At 60.7% G+C, this 18196-nt stretch carries 21 protein-coding genes and 1 pseudogene; 1 reads left to right on the forward strand and 21 read right to left on the reverse strand.

Annotated elements, in window-relative coordinates; translation table 11 throughout:
- From JO226_RS09050 to JO226_RS09145, 20 genes and pseudogenes are all read right to left on the reverse strand, one after another.
- The gene (locus tag JO226_RS09050; RefSeq protein WP_293547605.1) at positions 1–1230 is read right to left on the reverse strand and encodes a beta-ketoacyl-ACP synthase; all 1230 of its coding nucleotides are present in this window, start codon (positions 1228–1230) and stop codon (positions 1–3) included.
- The gene (locus tag JO226_RS09055) at positions 1227–1958 is read right to left on the reverse strand and encodes a 3-ketoacyl-ACP reductase FabG2 (RefSeq protein ID WP_293547608.1); all 732 of its coding nucleotides are present in this window, start codon (positions 1956–1958) and stop codon (positions 1227–1229) included. Before JO226_RS09055 ends, JO226_RS09050 begins: the two co-directional genes overlap by 4 nt.
- On the reverse strand, positions 1955–2431 hold the full coding sequence (locus tag JO226_RS09060; RefSeq protein WP_293547610.1) for a 3-hydroxy-fatty acyl-ACP dehydratase: 477 nt from the start codon (positions 2429–2431) through the stop codon (positions 1955–1957). Before JO226_RS09060 ends, JO226_RS09055 begins: the two co-directional genes overlap by 4 nt.
- On the reverse strand, positions 2428–3597 hold the full coding sequence (locus JO226_RS09065) for a beta-ketoacyl-[acyl-carrier-protein] synthase family protein (protein WP_293547612.1): 1170 nt from the start codon (positions 3595–3597) through the stop codon (positions 2428–2430). The genes JO226_RS09060 and JO226_RS09065 overlap by 4 nt, the downstream gene beginning before the upstream one ends.
- A gap of 1 nt (position 3598) precedes the next feature.
- Complete coding sequence (locus JO226_RS09070; RefSeq protein WP_293547659.1) at positions 3599–4177, reverse strand: DUF3261 domain-containing protein; 579 nt, start codon at positions 4175–4177, stop codon at positions 3599–3601.
- Positions 4177–6519 carry an MMPL family transporter gene (locus JO226_RS09075; RefSeq protein WP_293547614.1) on the reverse strand — a complete coding sequence of 781 codons (2343 nt, stop codon included), beginning with the start codon at positions 6517–6519 and terminating at the stop codon, positions 4177–4179. The genes JO226_RS09070 and JO226_RS09075 overlap by 1 nt, the downstream gene beginning before the upstream one ends.
- The gene (locus JO226_RS09080; protein WP_293547617.1) at positions 6488–7093 is read right to left on the reverse strand and encodes an outer membrane lipoprotein carrier protein LolA; all 606 of its coding nucleotides are present in this window, start codon (positions 7091–7093) and stop codon (positions 6488–6490) included. The genes JO226_RS09075 and JO226_RS09080 overlap by 32 nt, the downstream gene beginning before the upstream one ends.
- Complete coding sequence (locus JO226_RS09085) at positions 7090–7512, reverse strand: thioesterase family protein (RefSeq protein ID WP_293547620.1); 423 nt, start codon at positions 7510–7512, stop codon at positions 7090–7092. Before JO226_RS09085 ends, JO226_RS09080 begins: the two co-directional genes overlap by 4 nt.
- Positions 7513–7516: 4 nt before the next feature.
- Positions 7517–9196 (reverse strand): glycosyltransferase, encoded by a 1680-nt coding sequence (locus JO226_RS09090; protein ID WP_293547623.1) that lies wholly within the window; start codon positions 9194–9196, stop codon positions 7517–7519.
- Positions 9187–9540, reverse strand: coding sequence for a hydroxymyristoyl-ACP dehydratase (locus JO226_RS09095; protein WP_293547625.1), 354 nt, complete (start codon positions 9538–9540; stop codon positions 9187–9189). The genes JO226_RS09090 and JO226_RS09095 overlap by 10 nt, the downstream gene beginning before the upstream one ends.
- Positions 9527–10873 (reverse strand): AMP-dependent synthetase, encoded by a 1347-nt coding sequence (locus JO226_RS09100; protein WP_293547628.1) that lies wholly within the window; start codon positions 10871–10873, stop codon positions 9527–9529. The genes JO226_RS09095 and JO226_RS09100 overlap by 14 nt, the downstream gene beginning before the upstream one ends.
- On the reverse strand, positions 10870–11451 hold the full coding sequence (locus tag JO226_RS09105) for a hypothetical protein (protein WP_293547631.1): 582 nt from the start codon (positions 11449–11451) through the stop codon (positions 10870–10872). Before JO226_RS09105 ends, JO226_RS09100 begins: the two co-directional genes overlap by 4 nt.
- A gap of 6 nt (positions 11452–11457) precedes the next feature.
- The gene (locus JO226_RS09110) at positions 11458–11709 is read right to left on the reverse strand and encodes an acyl carrier protein (RefSeq protein WP_293547634.1); all 252 of its coding nucleotides are present in this window, start codon (positions 11707–11709) and stop codon (positions 11458–11460) included.
- A gap of 13 nt (positions 11710–11722) precedes the next feature.
- Complete coding sequence (locus tag JO226_RS09115) at positions 11723–11980, reverse strand: phosphopantetheine-binding protein (RefSeq protein ID WP_293547660.1); 258 nt, start codon at positions 11978–11980, stop codon at positions 11723–11725.
- Positions 11955–12783, reverse strand: a pseudogene (locus JO226_RS09120) (lysophospholipid acyltransferase family protein). The gene JO226_RS09115 and the pseudogene JO226_RS09120 overlap by 26 nt, the downstream one beginning before the upstream one ends.
- Positions 12765–13484 carry a beta-ketoacyl synthase chain length factor gene (locus tag JO226_RS09125; RefSeq protein WP_293547637.1) on the reverse strand — a complete coding sequence of 240 codons (720 nt, stop codon included), beginning with the start codon at positions 13482–13484 and terminating at the stop codon, positions 12765–12767. Before JO226_RS09125 ends, JO226_RS09120 begins: the two are co-directional and overlap by 19 nt.
- A gap of 28 nt (positions 13485–13512) precedes the next feature.
- A complete protein-coding gene (locus JO226_RS09130; protein ID WP_293547640.1) occupies positions 13513–14577 on the reverse strand; it encodes a methyltransferase in 1065 nt (354 codons plus the stop codon).
- 72 nt (positions 14578–14649) lie between these two features.
- Positions 14650–15039, reverse strand: coding sequence for a hypothetical protein (locus tag JO226_RS09135; protein WP_293547643.1), 390 nt, complete (start codon positions 15037–15039; stop codon positions 14650–14652).
- 335 nt (positions 15040–15374) lie between these two features.
- Positions 15375–15932, reverse strand: coding sequence for a DcrB family lipoprotein (locus tag JO226_RS09140; RefSeq protein WP_293547646.1), 558 nt, complete (start codon positions 15930–15932; stop codon positions 15375–15377).
- 73 nt (positions 15933–16005) lie between these two features.
- Positions 16006–16671, reverse strand: a complete 666-nt coding sequence (locus JO226_RS09145; protein WP_293547649.1) for a 7-cyano-7-deazaguanine/7-aminomethyl-7-deazaguanine transporter — start codon at positions 16669–16671, stop codon at positions 16006–16008.
- Positions 16672–16838: 167 nt separating this feature from the next.
- On the opposite strand from JO226_RS09145, the gene tusA reads away from it, so the two are divergent.
- Entirely contained in the window at positions 16839–17084 is a 246-nt protein-coding gene (gene tusA / locus JO226_RS09150) for a sulfurtransferase TusA (protein ID WP_293547652.1), read from the forward strand.
- Positions 17085–17126: 42 nt separating this feature from the next.
- On the opposite strand, the gene JO226_RS09155 is transcribed toward tusA, so the two are convergent.
- Positions 17127–18196: heavy metal translocating P-type ATPase (locus JO226_RS09155; protein WP_293547654.1), on the reverse strand; the 1070-nt coding region annotated here is incomplete at its 5' end.

Consider the following 18196-nt stretch of genomic DNA (forward strand, 5'->3'; position numbering starts at 1 on the left):
TTACTCCCAACGCTTAATGACAATCGAGGTATTGATCCCGCCAAAGGCAAAATTGTTGCTTTGCAAAAACTCGCAATCAATTGCGCGTAACTCTCCCATAATGTAGTCCAAATCGCCACATTGTTCGTCAGGCTGCCGCAGGTTTATCGTCGGCGCAAACCAGCCTTCACGCATCATTTGCAGGCTCATCCACGCCTCCAGCGCGCCGCAGGCGCCCAGCGTGTGGCCAAAATAGCTCTTCAGCGAGGAGATGGGCGTCCGGTTGCCGAAGACGGCGGCGGTAGCGTGGCTCTCCGCGATATCGCCGCGATCGGTGGCGGTGCCGTGAGCGGAAATATAGCCGATATCCTGGGCCGCAAGCCCGGCCTGACGCAAAGATTGCGCCATGCAAATCTGCATAGTTTCCTGCTGCGGCTGAGTGATATGCGCGGCATCACAGTTGGTGGCGAAGCCGATTATCTCCCCGAATATAGTCGCGCCGCGCGCTTTGGCGTGTTCGAGCTCTTCAAGGATAAGCGTGCCAGCACCTTCGCCGATCACCAGACCGTCGCGGCGGGCGTCAAACGGCGAGGGGGTCGCCTCGGGCGCGTCGTTGCGTTGGCTGGTGGCGAACAGCGTATCGAAGACCGCCGCTTCCGACGGGCAGATCTCCTCCGCGCCGCCTGCGACCATCACCGTCTGATAGCCGTGGCGGATCGCCTCAAAGGCATAGCCGATCGCCTGGCTGCCGGAAGTGCAGGCGCTGGAGGTCGGGATAACGCGTCCGCGCAGGCCGAAGAACAGCCCGGTGTTGACCGCCGTGGTGTGCGGCATCATCTGCACGTAGGTGGTGCCGGTGATGTTATTGGTGTGCTTTTCCGTCAGCATGGTGGCGAACTCGCTCACCGGTCCGGTGCTGCCGGTCGACGAACCGTAGGCAATTCCTGTTTCGCCGTTGGTCAGCACCGGGTTATCGATAAGCCCTGCCTGCTCCAGCGCCAGCTCGGTCGCACGGGTGGAGAGCCGCGAAACGCGGCCCATCGCCCGGATGCGCTTGCGGGTGTAGTGGGCGGGAAGGGTGAAATCGTCAATCGGCGCGCCGAGCAGCGTATGCAGCCCGTCGTACTCCTGCCACTCCGGCATTTTGCGCACCGCATTGCGGTAGTCGCGAAGTCGCTGCGAGACGCTCTGCCAGTTATCGCCAAAGGCGGTTACGCCGCCCATACCGGTTATCACGACGCGACGGGTCATAGCATCCCCCCGTTGATGGAGATCACCTGGCGGGTAACATAGCCTGCGATGTCAGACATCAGATAACTGGCAAGCCCGGCGACTTCCTCCGCCTGGCCCATGCGTTTCATTGGGATCATGTTCATGGCCTCGTTCAGCGCGGCCTCTTCCATGGCGACCATCCCGGTATCAATCAAACCAGGCGCAATGCAGTTCACAGTGATTTTTCGCTTCGCCAGCTCAATCGCCAGCGCCTTGGTTGCGCCGATTATGCCCGCCTTGGCGGCGCTGTAGTTGACCTGGCCACGGTTGCCCATTACCCCGGAAACGGAGGAGAGCGTCACGATGCGCCCGCCTTTGCGTGCGCCGATCATCGGCATGATGCAAGGGTGGATGACGTTATAGAAGCTGTCGAGATTGGTATGGATGACGCAGTCCCAGTCATCGTCGCCGAGCGCCGGAAAGGCGCCGTCACGGGTAATCCCCGCGTTGCTGACGATACCGTACCAGGCGCCGTGCTGCGCCATATCGTCTTCCAGCACGGCACGGCACTGCTCGCGATCGCCGACGTCGAACTGCAGCAGGCGCCCCGTACCGCCCGCATGTTCGATGGATTGCAGCGTTTCGCGCGCGCCCGCGTCGTCGCGATGGTAATGCACGCCGAGGGTAAAACCATCGGCGGCCAGTTGATGCGCAATGGCGCGTCCAATGCCCTTACTGGCCCCGGTAACCAGAACAGAACGGTTCATGATGTGAGTCCCTGTTGAAACAACGTTGAAAGCTCAGCCTCTGTGGGCTGAAAAGTGGTCACGCGTCCGTGGGCGAGCGTCTCGCCAGCGCAGGCAATCGTGCCGTCAAAGCTGGCTAAACGTGCGTCCTGCATCAAGCACTGAACGGTGATATCCAGTATGGCGCCTGCGGTAAAGAGTCCGGCGCTGCAGCGTAAATCGCGGGCGCCCAGCACCATGCCGAGCGAGGATGCGCTATCGCCATTATGCAGGCGATGCCAGCCTGACCACACGCCGACGGTCTGGGCGATGAGCTCCAGCGCGTACCAGCCCGGCAGGTTGCCGTCATCATCCAGAAACGGCGCCAGTACGCCGTCGGCGCAGACGCTGACCCGGCAATGCGCATGGGTGTCGCTGACCTCAATGACCTGCTCAAGCAGCAGCATCGGCGCATCGTGCGGCAGATAACTGTCAGGAGAAAGGTAGGCGCTCATGCGGTTCTCCCTAACAGAATAGCGGCGTTATTGCCGCCGAAGGCAAACGAGCTGGAGAGGAGGGTCGGGCGCGCTAGCGCCTGTGCGGCGCGCAAAATGCCGCATTCGGGCAGCGTATCGTCATACGGCGACTGGCTGAAATCCTGCGGCGGCAACGGCAGGTCGCGCGTCAGGATCAGCATTGACAGTGCCGCTTCGGTAATACCGGCGGCGCCAAGCGTATGGCCGGTCAAATGTTTGGTCGAGCTGCACGGGACACTGGCGCCGAACAGCGCATGGATCACCTGCGACTCCATCCGGTCATTCAGCGGCGTGGCGGTGCCGTGCAGGTTGATGTAGCCCACGTCATCCGGCGTCAGTCCGCCATCCGCCAGTGCCTGACGAATGGCGCGAATCGCCCCTTCGCCCTGCGGGTGCGGCGCGGAAATATGGTGGGCGTCGCTGGATTCGCCGACGCCGAGCAGGGCGACCGGCTGTGGTTCGCGGGTCAGCAGCATCAGCGCGGCTCCCTCGCCAATGGTGATGCCGCAGCGGTCGCGGCTGAAGGGCTGGCAGCGGGTGAGCGAGAGCGACTCCAGACTGTGAAAACCGTTGACCGGCATCCGGCTTAAGGTGTCCGCCCCGCCGACGATAGCCACGTCCGCCAGGCCCGCCTCTATCAGGCGTTTGCCGCTGATGATCGCACGCGCGCTGGAGGAGCAGGCGGTGGAAAGGGTGTAGGCCGGGCCGGAAAGGCGCAGCCAATTGCGCAGAAAACGCGACGGGTCGCCGAGCTCCTGCTGCGGGTAGCGCCAGCGGGAGCCGTCGAGATGATTCAGCGTTGTCGTTACGTGACGGTCGCCTTCGTCCAGCCCGGAGGTGCTGGTGCCCATAATCACCGCTACCCTGTCGCGACCGTAGCGGGCGATAGCGTCATCCACCTGCGGCTGGATCTGGGCGAGCGCCGCCAGCAGCAGTTGGTTGTTGCGGCTGCGGTGATCGGCAAAGGCGTCCGGAATCGCGGGTAATTCTCCCTCCACCCCACCCAGCACCGCCGGGATATCCCCCTGCAGCCAGCCTTCGCGCAGGCGCATACCCGGCGCGACGCCGCGCGTCAGGTTGCGGGCTATTTCATCCGGCGCGTTGCCCAGTGCGTTTATCATGCCTGCGGCAGAAATAAAGATCATGTCAGTCGCCCAGATATTGAATGGTGATGTGGTAGTTGAATGCGTGCTGCTCAATGCTGACAGGTTCGCGTTTCCCCTTGCGTTGCAGGTAGGTAATTCCGGTCACCAGCCTGCCGCGCGCGTCGCGAAGTTCACGTTTATCACCCTTATCGAGCAGCGTCCAGCCTTTCGGCAGCTGTGGCTGCCAGGCGCTGAGTGGCCAGTGGCTGAGCATCACATCCGCCAGCACCTGGCTTGCGGGCGGCAGCTGCGGCGCCACGACAGACTGTTCGGTGTGGATACCCCGGTCGTCATAGGTGGCGAGAAACAGGCGGATGCCGACGGATGATAACCCCGCAAGGGTGAGTTTTTTGTCGTCGGCATTGAGCAGCACCAGCAATGACTGGCTCTGGCCGTTGAAGCGGCCAGTCAATAGCTGCTGCGAGCTGATGGCTGGGGTGATGCCCGGCGGCGGTAGCGTCACGTTGACGCCCGGCGCCAGCCACGCCTGCGGGCGGCCGTTGTCCGGCGACGAATGGCTGCAGCCAGCCAGGATAAGCGCGGCGCCCAGTGCGAAGGCGCGGCAAAGAGGGCGTATCATCATCGTGCTTTCTCTTTTTTGTTATTGGTTTTTCGGTTTTTCACCGGCATCGCCAGCGGCGAGAGGACAAACGCGGCGAAAATGCCGCTGACCAGTACGATGCCGAAACTGCTGATCGCCTGGGTCGCGCTGAAGACCAGCATGCCCAGCGTGAGCAGGGTCGTCATCATCGCCAGCGTCACCGCCAGCAGGGAAGTGAGCGGCGTGCCGCGCGGATTGCTGAAAAACAGCGTGTAGTTAATGCCGATCCCCAGTACCAGCGCCAGCGCCAGCATGGAGAACAGATTGACGGTATGGCCGGTCACGGTCAGCGTCGCCAGGCCGCAGCCCAGCGACAGCAGCGATGGCAGCAGGCTTATCAACCCTTTGCGTATCCCAAGACGCAGTATAGCGCCGCAGGCGATCACCAGCAGCGCGATGCCGAGCAGGCCGCCGAGCAGCAGGCGGTACAGGGCGAAGAGCGTGTCGAAGCTGGCTTTGCGATCGACCCACACCACGCCGGTGGCGCTTTCGGCAAGCGCGTTGAGCGCTGCGCTATGCGTTACGCCGTCGACGGGCACCAGCACGCCGCTGCGGCCGTCCGGCAGCGACAGCCACAGCAGGCGCCAGCCTTCGCTGGTCGGGCTGGCGAGCCAGTCGTCAACGCTCACCGGCATCGGCGTGAGATCCGGCGCCACGCGCTGTACGCCCGCATCCTGCAGCGCCCGGGCGATAGCAGGGGCCGCCTCGCGCAGCAGGCTGAGATCGGCCTGCTGGCGCGTCATAGAGTTCAGCGGCACCGTACGGTAATGGGAAATAAGCCCCGCTTGCTGTGCGCGAGCTAGCGCCGGGGTAAAGGCTTCCAGCCGCTCCAGCGTCTGCTGCGGGCTGTCTCCCCAGACCACAAACCACTTCTGATCGACGCTCTGGCCGGTCAGTTGGGTAATGGTTTTTTCCTGCGCGAGCAGGTGCTGCGGCAACGCCTGCAGTTGGGATATATCGTCATCCACCCGCATTAGCGCAAGTCCGGCCAGCGAAAACAGCGCCATCGCCAGCGGCAGACCGACGATCAGCGTTTTATTGCGCCGCCATGCCGCCAGCCAGCGCAGCAGCAGCGCCATCGCCGGTACCGGGCGTACCGGCAGTCCGCGGCACAGGTAAGGGTGCCAGAAGATAACCGTCAGGCAGGAGGCGCTCAGCCCTGCGGCGGCAAAAACCGCCATCTGGCGAATGCCGGGGAAGGGGGCAAGCAGCATGATAAGCCAGGCGGCAACGGTGGTCAGTAGCGCCAGCAGCAGCGCGCCGCGCACTTTCTCCAGGCTTTGCCACGGCGAGGTCGACTCGCCGTGCACCATGCGTTCGGTAAGGTAATAGAGCGTGTAATCCGCAGAAATGCCGATGATGCTCATGCTCATCACCAGCGTCATCAGGTGCAGCTCGCCGAACAGCAACAGCGTGACTGCCGTGCCCGCCAGCGCGCCGATGGCGATCGACAGGAGTGACAGCAGCAGCGGGCGCGGGGAGCGGAACACAGTGAGGATCAGCAAAATCACACCCAGCACCGTCGCTGCGCCGAGGGTGGAGATGTCGTGTTTCGCCTGCTGGCTGGCGTAATCACTGTAAAAAACGGTGCCGCGGGAGAGCAACTGCGCCTGCGGATACTGGGCCTTCAGCTCGGCCTCCAGCGCGGAGAGTCGCGTGACCAGCGCGTGGGTCTGCTGCATATCAAACGACGACCCTTTCAGCTCGCCGTGCAGCAGATACCAGAAATTGCCCTGCGCGTCCTGGGCGACCAGCCAGCCGTCCATCAGCCGCAGCGTCTGGCCGTTCTGCGCCATCGCCAGCTGCGCGCCGCGCGTCAGCATCAGCGGATCGTTTTGCAGCTCTTTACCGCTGACGCCGGAAAACGCCGAGTACAGCTGGGAAAGGACCCACTGCGCCTGCGCCTCGCCGCCGTGCGCCAGCCGCGCCCGGGTGGCGCTGTCGATGAGCCCGTTGCGGTGCTGCCAGAAAAAGGCGCCCCACGCCTGCTGGCGGCTGGCGTCCATCGGGCCTTTCACATCGCTAAGCTGCTCTGAGTTTTCCAGCAGCGACAGCCAGCGTTGCGCCACGTCCGGGTCGGCGCTTTTACCGGAACTCACCAGCCAGACCAGTTGTTTATCCAGCCGCTGTAAAAAGCCGTCATTCAGCGCCGGGGGAATAACCCCCAGCGTCTGGTTCGGCAGCATCGCCAGCACGCTGCTGTTCAGTCGTGCGCCGGGCAGCAGCGCGCAGAGCAGGCCGAGCAGCAGCAGGCAAATAGCGCCCCAGGTGAGGGCGAGCGTGCGGGCCTTAGCGGGCGGCAAAACGTTGGCGTTCGTCATCGGTTAATGTGGTCGGGGTCAGGCGATGCTGCGAGAGCGTGATATCTGTTTTATCGCCCTGTTTGTCATTAAGTTTAATGCTTTCAAGATATTGCTGTCCCGCCAGGTCGATGGAGCTGAAAATTTTGTCCAGCGGCGTGGTGGTGGGCGTCAGGCGCAGCGTCCAGCGGTCATTGCCATTGTCCTGAAAATCGATACGAAAATTTTGCTCCAGCACCTTGCGGTCGGCCTGAAACAGCGCGCGCAGCAGATGGTTTAACTGGAACATCTGCGGGTTGTTGTCGGCGGTAATGACCTGCGGCGGCTGGCCGTTGACCGACTGCACCATCCGCGCGTCATCCAGCATCAGCTGCATCGGAAACGGCGTTTTTTGATCCCACAAAAGCCCGGTGTCGCGGGCGATCAGCATTTCGCCGGAAGAGCGCAGCGGCTGCGGCAGATCCTTGATGGTGCGGGTCTGTTCAAAGTGCGCGCGGATAACCGGCTGCTGGGTGAAGCGCTGTTGCAGCGTATCCAGGGTAATGGCCTGTGCCATCGGGGCCAGCAGCAGGACGACGAGCGGCCAGAATTTCATGGCGTCACCCCCATTCGTTCAAACAGGATATCAGGGCTGACGAAGCACATCTCTTTGCTGGCGATATCGACGGCGACCTGCACGGTATAGCCAGTAGTGGTGCGCTTGCCGGTCTGCGCATCGAAAATTTGGTAGACGATACGCAGGCGGTTCTCGAACTCGTCGATGTGCGCCCGCACGCGGATACGCTGCTCGAAGGTCACCACATCGCGGTATTTCACCCGCGTATCCACCACCGGCCAGACGTAACCGGAATCACGCATCTGGCGGTAGCCGTAGTTAAACTGGTTCAGCAGCGCCTCGCGGGCGATTTCAAAATAGCGAAAATAGTTGCCGTGCCAGACCACGCCCATCATATCGACGTCGTGGAAGGGAATGGTCAGTTCGACTTCGGTGGCAAAGCGGGGATCGTTAAGCACCCTTTTACTCCTTATTCGTGGGATCCGGCAGCCGCCAGAAATCAAAAAAGTTAAACCAGTCAAGCGGCGATATCAGCGCGTAGTGCTCAAGGCGCTGCGCGTAGCGGTCAACGGCCTGTTGCAATGCTGCCTGGCGTGCGTCGCGGGGCAGCGCCAGCGGGGCGGCGAAGCGTTCGCCGTAGACCCGCAGCTTGCCCTGCTGCTTGAGCGCAAAGATAAGCACCACCGGGCAGCGCAGCACGGAGGCCAGAATAAACGGTCCCTGCGCAAACGGCGCCGGTTGGCCCATAAAGTCGCTCCACACCACGCGCCAGTCGCCGCCGCGCTGCGGGTTCACGGCGATGCGATCGCCGACGATGGCGACCCACTCTCCCCGGTCGAGCCGTTCTTTGAGCAGCATGGCGGTATCCGGCCCGATATCGGTTACCGGGATCAGGTTCATGGCCGACTGCGGCGCGGCTTCCTGCATGACCTGCTTAAAACGCTGGGCATTATCGCTGAACACCAGCGCGGTGATGGGTTTCGTACTAAGCGCGCGGCAGGCTTCGATATCGCCCAGATGCGAGGCGAGGATCAGTTTGCCCTCGGGCGAGTCCATCTCCAGCGCGGCTTCGGTGCCATCGGCAAAGATCACGTCGCGGCCCGGTTTGAGCTCGCCGCGCCAGCTGGCGATTTTGTCGAGCATGGCGTGGCCGAAGCGCAGGAAATGGTGGAAGCTGTTTAACCGCGCAGGCGGAGTCTGGCCGCGTGCGGCGAGCGTGCGGCGCACGCGGGTAAGCCACTGCTGTGAGGCCTGGCGCTGGGCGGCTGCGGTGAGCCAGTAGACGGCGGTCACCGGCCACAGCAGGCAGGAGAACGCCTTACGACCCAACACGCGCCATACCCACAGCATCAGCCGCATCCCCCATAGCCCTTTCAGCTCCTGCTGGCGCGCCCAGTGCGCGTGGCGTCGGCGGGCCAGCAGCGACGGAATGCGCGGCAGCATGCCGAGGAACAGCCGGGTGTGCATCCAGGAGATACGCAGGTTGTCCTTCAGCGCGTCAAAATGGGAAAGACCGTCTGCGGGGTAGGTGACCCGCGTAGGCACGAAGTAACTGGCGTTGCCCTGCCAGTAGAGGCGCACCATGACCTCTGTGTCGAAGTCCATCCGGTTGCCGAGCGCCACGCGTCCGGCAAGCTGCAGGGTCGGCGCCACCGGGTAGACGCGAAAACCGCACATGCTGTCTTTGAGCTGTAGCGACAGCGTTTCTATCCATACCCAGACGTGCGTAACCCAGCGGCCGTACAGGCGTGAGCGGGGAATGGAATCATCGTAAATCGGCTGGCCGGAAATCAGCGCGTCGGGATGGGTTTGCGCCAGCGCAAGCAGGCGCGGAATATCTTCAATGGCGTGCTGGCCGTCGGCATCCACCTGCACCGCATGGCTAAACCCGGCGCGTTGGGCCTCATGCAGACCGCGAACCACCGCCGCGCCCTTGCCGGCGTTTTGCGCCAGGCGCACCAGCGTAATGCCGTGATGCGTGGCGGCAAGCTGCTCCAGCGTCTGGCGCGTGGCGTCATCGCTGCCATCATCGACGATGATGCAGGGCAGGTCGACGCCCTGCAGTCGCGCCAGCACCTGCGCCATCATGGCGCCGTGGTTATAGCAGGGAATGAGCACGCATGCGGAGAAGGTCACTGGCATAAGCGGATTTTCCCGCTGCTGGCGGCGTGGCGCGCGTCGCCGTCGTGACGCTGGTAGCGGAAGCTGAGGGTCGTGTTTTCGGGCTGCCACGTCAGCGTCAGCGTCACCGTGCTCTCCGGCAGCTGCGGGGCCTGGAATTTCACGTTTGGGATGCTGTGAAAGCGATAGCCGGGGGCGAGCAGTTCAATGCCGTAGCGGATGGCCCACTCCACCTGGGCGACGCCCGGCAGCAGCGGCTGGACGGCAAAATGCCCGCGAAACCAGAACATCGCCGGATCGAGCCAGAGATCAATCTCTATCGTATGAGGCTGAACCTGTCGCCGGGCGACTTCATGGGGCATCATTGAATAACTCCTGTAGCTTGTCGTACACGCGTTTGTTCATGCTGTTGACCGGAATCGCCTCGACGATGCGCCAGCAGCGCGGTATCGCTACCGGCTCCAGCCAGCGGCGCAGCGCCTGGCGCCACTGCCGTTCGGTTTCGCCGGGATGCTGCCGCCACTGCGCCCGGGTCGTTTCATCGAGCACCAGCACCGCCCCGGTGGTCTGGCGGCTGCGGTGAAGCAGCGCCACGACCGCCACGTCGCGGACGCCCTCCAGGGCGCGCAGGCGTTGTTCAACGTCGCTGAGCGAAACGCGCTTTTCTTCAATTTTCACCACCCGATCGCGGCGTCCGGCAATGCGAAAGCCGTCGCTGACAAACTCCAGCCTGTCGTCGAGCGGCAGACCGTCGCTATCGGCAATCAGCGGCGACAGCACGCGCCAGCCGTCACCTTCCGCCCGCAGGATAACGTCAGGAAACAGCTGCCAGGCGGTGCTGTTGTCGGTGCGCTGGCGCCAGGCGATGATGCCCGTCTCGGTGCTGCCGTAGATTTCATCGGCCCAGACGTTGCACCAGGCCGCGACCTGTTTAACGTCAGGCCAGGCAAACGTGCCGCCCGCTGAGAGCAAAAATGCCAGCGGCGGGGGCGTGAGAGTAGGGTCAAGCCGCTTGAGAAACGCCGGGCTGCTGATAAAGGCGTAGGTATGGTCGTGGTCGAGCGCCGCCAGCTGCTCCGGAAATTGCAGCATGGCGGCATGCAGCGGCAGGCCCAGCGCCATCGGCATAAACAGGCGAAACGTCAGACCGTAGAGGTGCTGCGGTGTGACGGAGGAGACCACGCGGCAGCCGTCGAGCCGGGCGGCAAAACGTCCGGCCACCAGTGCGGCCTCGGCGTCCAGCAGGGAGACCGGTTTGACCACCCTCTGCGGTATACCCGTCGAGCCGGAGGTGTAGAGCTCAATGGTCGCATCCGGAGCTACCGGCGGCAGAGGATGCGCGGCATGCTCGCCGTATCCCACGGTGACCACCGTTTTGCTGAAGTCGACAGGCGTCTCGTTGACTGCGCCGTCGAGATGGTCGCGCTGCTCTTCAAGCCATGCCGGACGCTGATGGCCCGGGATGACCGGCGTTTTCCCGCTGTGCAGCAGCGCCAGCAGGGCGACAAGGAACAGATAGCTGTTTTCCACGCACAGCGCCCAGCGCGTGCCGGGTTGAGCCTGTAACCGGGCCTGCAGGTGAGCGACATCGCCGCGCAGGTCTCCCAGCGTCCACTGCTGCGCGCCTTGCCAGGCGATCAGCGTATCGTCAGGCCTGTCTGTACTTAACCATTGTGAGAGCGGAAGCGTCCTGCTCATAAGTGTTCCCGTTTTCTGACCCGTTGGCGCACCCACCACTCGCCGGCCATCAGCAGGCCGATCATCACGTAGGAGATAGCGCCGTTCCACGCCGACCAGAGTCGCATATCGCCATACGCTGCGGTCAGCAGCGCAATCGAACCGTTGGCGATAAAAAACAGGCACCAGACGCGGGTAACGTTACGGGTGTAGCGTATGGCGGCGGGCGGTAAATCAGGTTCACGCAGACGGGCGATGCGCTCGACGAGCGGCATGGATGTCCACAGTGAACTGCCAAACACCGTCAGCAGCGCAAAATTAATAACAACCGGGTAGTAAAGCAGCCACTGGTGGCTTTTGAGTATCCAGCTTGCAGCGCACAGAGCCGCGCCCAGTAGCGCGGTCGTCAGCGTAAGATAACGCAGCGGCCCGGCTTCGCGCCGCGTTTGCCAGAAGCGCAGCAAAAACACCAGTGCAAAAAGCGGTAAAAGCCAGTTCAGGCTGTTGTGCGCCAGACCGATGCTGACAGCGAACGGCCAGGCGATAATCGTCACTACCGCCAGCAGCCGAAGCGCCTGCTGTGCGTGCTTCCCGGTCATGACGCGTCAGGCGTCCGGTAACATACGGTCTACCGCATCCACCACGTCCTGCACGGTACGCACCGACTTAAACTCCTCGGGCTTGATTTTCTTACCGGTTCTTTTCTGCAGATGCACGATCATGTCAACGGCGTCGATACTGTCGAGATCCAGGTCCTCATTCAGGCGGGATTCCGGTGTAATGTCCTGGGGATCGATTTCAAACAGGTCGCTAAGCAGCGTTGAGACCTCGACGTAGAGGGTGTGTTGTTTTGTCATAACGAACTCGTTTTCAGGCACGCTGTGCGTGGATATAAGACGCCAGAGTGGCAACGGAGTAGAAGTGCTGGCGCACCTCTTCGCTTTCGGCGGAGAGCACCACACCGTACTGGTTTTTCACCGCCAGGCCCAGTTCGAGCGCGTCGATGGAGTCCAGTCCTAAGCCGTCGCCAAACAAAGGGGCATCGGTGTCGATATCGTCCGCTGACAGTTCATCAAGGTTTAGGGTACTGATGATGAGGTTTTTAATTTCCAGATAGAGCGATTGCATCATTAACTCCTGGCAAAATAGTGTAACTGACGCAGCAGTTGTCGGTTTAGCTGCCGTGCGGCTACCGTCGGTTCTTGTTGTGCTGCGTCGTAAAAATCGCGGGTGGCGATCCGCTCACGCACTTCCACCACAAAATGCGGTTTGGTGGGCGGGGCATCATACCATTTGCTGTGTTTATCCAGCATGCGTTCAGTGCAGCGGATGGTGACCACGCGGACATCGCAACCGCAACGGATGGCGATATTGGCCGCGCCGCGCTGTAGCTTCATCTCTTCGCCCGGACGCGTACGGGTGCCCTCCGGGAAAATGAGGATCGTATCGCCGCGGGCCAGGCGCTGGCGGCTGGCGGGCAGCAGCGTGTCGCCCTGGCTGTTAACCAGATAGTCCGCGCTGCGGATAACGCCGCTGACGAACGGGTTGCTCAGCAGCGCGCTTTTCACCAGACAGTCTGTCTCCGGCATGACGGACGCCAGCATCACATAGTCAATCAGCGACGGGTGGTTGGCCACCACCAGGCAGCCGCTGTCCTGGCGTAACGCCTCGACGCCGCGAATTTCGTAGTCCAGCACGCCGACGCTTTTTACCACCCAGAGGAAAAAGCGAAAGCTGGCGGCGATGCTGCGGCGAGCCAGACGGCGGCGGCGCTGCGCGTCGCGTACGACGAGCAAGAGAATATTAAACCAGATTAACGACAGCAGCAGACCGCCGATACCGAAGAGCGTAAAGCACGCTCCGGTCATCAGCGCCCGCCAGAGGCGGTTCAATGTGGCGAAAGGGCGGCGCATTATCGGCTCCAGCGCCATTGCGTTGTTTCACCGCGAAGGGTGAACTGCGGCGCGTTGTTCAGGTAGTGCTGTAAAAACTGCAGGCTTTGCGGCAGCGCGGGTTCGGCGTCATCGCCGCCGGGCGATGCGGCGCAGGTCAGGGTGTTTCCGGCTTCAAAGACCAGGGCGACCGCCCAGGGCCAGGTCGGCATCGTGGGCGGCAGCGCAGAGTGGTAAAACGCGGGCAGTGCGCCATCAAAGTCGACCATCAGCACGCGCTGGTGTCCCGCATGCAACAGGCTTAGCACCTCCAGCAACCCCTGCTGGAAGGTATCCCTGCCAGCGGAAAGCGACGATGACACCAGCGGTTTTTGCGCCACAATCGTCAGGTTGCCGACGGCGGAGTTATGCACGGAAAGCGCAAAATCGGTCGGGGAGACGGCCTGATGGGTCGCCAGCGCTGCCAGAATCCGGTAGTTGCGCTCCAGTTCGCCGTGGCGGCTGGTATAGAGCACCGCGTCAATGGCATGTTTGCGCACCATCGACAGGCCGCACTCTACCGCCAGCTTGCTGCCGGAGCTCAGGCGGCGGGCCGTCATCATCGGCAGCGCGGTGAGCTTTGCCTGCGGCGCTGCCGGGTCAATGGGCGCATGCTGTTGCGCCCAGGCGCGCCACTGGTCCGGGTCGCTAAGCCCGGGGGCCATGGCCTGCCAGTCGGTGAGGTGTAGTGCAAATTTCATCAGTGTGCGTCTGTCGTCGTTGTTGCTTTTACTCTTTTTTTGTCCGGCATATTAATAGGGTATGCCCAACGCCAAGGTTATCGTGGCGTGCTTCCACCCAAAATCCGGCCGTTTCCAGATAGTGGTAAAATTTTTCTGCGCTGTAGAAACGGCTATTCCCGTTTGCCATGCAGGTAAAATAAAGCGATGACGCATTCAGGCTAAACGACGCGGCTTCGAATTTCTGTGCATCCCAGAAGAGTTCCATGATGCACAGACGAGCGTCGGGCTTCATAACGCCCGCAACGCGTGCGAGCATGGCGATAATCTGTTCTGGCGAAAAGCAGTCGAGAAACTGGCTCATCCACCAGATGTCGGCATCGGCAGGCAGGGACGCATCGCTAAGCATATCTACAGAATGATAGCTAATACGATGAGATAATCCTGCATTTGCGATAGTTGCCTGTGCCAGCGTAATTTGTTGCGGTAAATCCAGAATCGAGACGGCAACGTTTTCGTCATATCGACAACAGCGCATTGCCCATTTTCCGGTATTACCGCCTACATCGTACAATGTTGTCGGCTGGCTGGCGAATATATATGGCAAGGCGGCGTCAAATGCGGCATCAGAATAGTAATGGTCAAAAGCGAACCAGCTTTTTTGCGCCGCCGCAGGCAATTCCGATAGCGCAGGGTAAATGGTGGGCCAGTCGCCAAAAACTTTTAATCCTTCCGGCTTCTCGCCATGAAGCGATTGGTGCAGAGAGAAAAGCCCCTGATAACAAACATCATGGGTGAAATCCATATTTACCCGGGTCATATTATCGTGAAGTAAAAAATGGCCAATCTTTGCCAGATAATAACGTCCCTGATGATGGGTTACAATTCGTCCGCTCAGACCCATATCCAACAAAACGCTGACGGCATATTCGCTAAGGGTGCTGTATTCCGTTATATCCGCAAGCGTCGCCCCTGATTTTCCGCAATCGTCGAGACAGCGTAATATGCCAGAGTCGCGCAGGCAGCGGGCCGTCTGGAAAAGCATTGGCGCAAAGGCGATGCGCTGCGCTTCGGTAATCGCCTCCAGCGCGCTGAGAGTGTCCTTTTCGTACATGAGGGGAGAGACCTGTTTCATTCCGTGCTAACGCAGGAGATAAAGCGGGCCGCCTGGCGACCCGTTGCGATATTACAGCTGTGCGCCTGCGGAGAGGTTTAACTGGATATTCTGGTTGAGATTCTGTACCCAACGGTTGTAGCTTTTATGGATCTGACCGCCTGACGCCATCAGGTTCAGACTGCTGACATAGTTGATTGAATAGCGGGTCGCGGAATACGGGATGCTGATCTCCGCGACGTGGTCGCGTGCCTGCAGGCGACCCTTAATGATGCCGGGACCTGCATCGGACATGACCCATTGGCGGCTCAGTCCAGCCTTAAGAATGGCGGCGCGTACCTGCGCTTCCGTGTGGCCTGCGCTGACGGTGCTCTTTACCTGCGTGACGGGCGCCGTGCGCGCACAGCCTGCCAGAAGTCCTACGATTGCCGCTGCGGCTACCCACTTAATCATTTTTTTCATCAAAAACTCCATCTCAATTGAATGAAACAATTACCCGAAACATTGGCGAATACGGATGCATCATCTGCAGGTTATTTATCCGGATAAACCATGGATGAGCACTTAAGATAAATTTATTATTATCAATGGGTTTAATGTGCTTGTTGCGAAATGATAAAGGAATGCGAATATCCCGGCAAGCCAAAAATATAAGACGAGAAATAGTGAGAGGGGAATTTCCGTTAAGTGAATAAGGCCGGGGGTAAAGAAACACATATGCCTGAATCTTTATTTGCGAATAAAATAAAGAAGCCCTCGCTTTTAGAAAACGAGGGCCTCCGCGTCAACGAATGAAATTAGTTGATGACAATAGTATTGATAATGCTCTCAGCGGCGGATTGCGCCTGCTGCTGGTTATCGGCGGGCAGCGTGACCTGCAGGGTCAGCAGTTTATCGTCGACTTTACCCAGCACAACGGAAGAATAGGCCGTCTGGCCTTTTGCCGAAATAATGCTGTCCAGCTGCTGCAGAGTGTGGCCTTTCAGCTCAATGGATTTATTCGTGACAACCTGCAGCTGCGGGTCGCGGCTGCGCTGCTGGTCCTCCAGGCGTTTCGCCATGGCGGCCAGATCTTCGTTGGTATTATCGCCGACGATCACAATGACCGCTTTCTGACCGGTCGCGTCGGAATAAACGTGCATATTATTGGCCTGCGTGCCCAGCTTGCCGCTCTGATCGGTCATGTCCGCAGGCAGGGAGAAGCTGAGTTTTCCATCCAGCAGGCTGACCGGTTGGCTGGCCGCTTTGCTCTCAGCTGACGCGCCCTGAGCAGGTGTTTTGCTGTCGCTGTTGTCACAGGCTGCAAGCCCCATCGCCAGCAGGCCAATACCGACATATTTAACCAAATTGCGCATTGACATCTTCCTTTCGATAAACGGCCATTAACGGCACATTCGCCTATCTTATCACAACCCGCGAAGCGAACCCTTAACCTGGCTGAAATGCCGAGATTTCAGATTTGTCTGCCAGCTTTTTCAACAGCATATTGAGCAGTACGCCATACATCGGCAGGAAGAACACCATGCTGATAAGCACCTTAAAGCCGTAATCGACCAGCGCAATTTCTACCCAGTGCGCTGCCATGAACGGATCCGGACTGCGCCAGAAGGCGATGAAGAAAAAGGCCAGTGTATCGCTGATGTTGCCGAACAGCGTGGAGGCGGTCGGCGCCAGCCACCAGTGGCGGCTCTGACGCAGGCGGTTAAATACATGGACGTCCAGGATCTGCCCCAGGGCATAGGCCATGAAGCTTGCCGCCGCAATACGCGCAACGAACAGGTTGAAGCTGCCCAACGCGGCAAAGCCCTGCCATTCACCCATATAAAACAGCGAAGAAACCCCATACGAAATCAGCAGGGCAGGGATCATCACCGCAAAGATGATTTTGCGCGCCAGCGCGGCGCCGAAAATGCGCACGGTCAGGTCGGTGGCGAGGAAGATAAACGGAAAACTGAACGCGCCCCAGGTGGTATGAAAACCAAAAATGGAGATCGGGAGTTGCACCAGATAGTTGCTGGAGGTAATCACCAGCAGATGAAATAGCGATAGCCAGACCAGCGCGTGTTTGCGCTGTAATACAGAAAACGTCGTCATATTGTGACCTTTTTGGTGGTTGGGGTGAGGGAACCCAATAAAAACCGCCGCATAATACTGCTTTGGGCGGGTAATGCAATGGCTAATTTTCACGCAATCGTTAACCTGCTTGCGTCCATGACCTGGCCGCGTAAACTAGGGGCGTTTTTTTTCGACGCGAGATAATAATGAGCGATCTGTTCTCCAGCCCCGACCATACGCTTGATGCCCGGGGTCTTCGCTGCCCGGAGCCGGTCATGATGGTGCGTAAAACCGTGCGTAATATGCAGGTCGGCGAAACGCTGTTGATTATTGCCGACGATCCGGCAACCACCCGCGATATCCCTGGTTTTTGCCGGTTTATGGAACATGAACTGGTGGCGCAGCAGTCAGAATCACTGCCGTACCGCTATTTGATTCGTAAAGGGCACTGACCGACGACACGCGCCCTTCCTGTTGGCGCGTGTCGTCTCGTTTTACTTCCTGCGCAGCAGCCGCAGGGCGTTGGCAGTCACCAGCACGGTTGCCCCGGTGTCGGCCAGCACCGCCAGCCACAGCCCGGTAATGCCGAGCAGCGTCGTCACCAGAAATACCGCCTTCAATCCCAGCGAAATCGTGATGTTTTGCCGGATATTGGCGCGTGTGGCGCGCGCCAGGCGGATCATCTGCGCCAGTCCTGTCAGGCGATTGCTCGTGAGCGCCGCATCGGCCGTTTCCAGCGCCACATCGGTACCGCCGCCCATGGCGATGCCGATGGTCGCGGCCTTCATGGCCGGGGCGTCGTTGATACCGTCGCCCACCATCGCCAGCGGCGCCCGGCTGTTTAAGGCGTCCACTTCCGTGACTTTACCCGCAGGCAGCAGACCGGCGCGGAAATCAAGCCCCAGCTCTGCGGCGATTGCCGCCGCGGCGCGCGGGTTATCCCCGGTCAGGATCACGCCCTGTACCCCAATCTGATGCAGCGCATCTACTGCTTCGCGGGCGTCGGGACGCAGCGTATCGCGCAGAGCGAGGATCCCCAACAGGGTGTCATTTTGCGCGACGATAACCACCGTTTGTCCGGCGTTCTCCAGTTGCTGAATCTGCGCGTCCCATTCCGGTGCCGGGAATTTGCCCGCAGCGCAGATAAGCACCAGTTGTCCGTTCACCTCGGCCTCAATCCCTGAGCCCGCCAGCGCGCGCTGAGCGGTAGCCGCCGGGATGGTTAGCTGACGAGACTGCGCCTCCTGCACGATGGCCTGCGCCAACGGATGCGACGACCCCTGCTCCACCGCCGCGGCGAGTACCAGCAGGTCATTGTTATTCATCGCGTCTGTGCCGATGATTGCGGTCACCTGCGGTTTCCCGACGGTCAGCGTGCCGGTTTTATCGAACGCCACCTGACGTACGCGACCCAGTTGCTCCAGCGCTGCGCCGCCTTTAATCAGCGCGCCGCGACGCGCGGCGGCGGCAAGCCCGGAGGTAATGGCCGCTGGTGTCGAAATGACCAGCGCGCACGGGCAGCCGATCAAGAGCAGCGTCAGCCCTTTGTAGATCCACGGCAGCC

This window comes from Pluralibacter sp., assembly GCF_019237635.1.
Lineage (GTDB): Bacteria > Pseudomonadota > Gammaproteobacteria > Enterobacterales > Enterobacteriaceae > Enterobacter_B.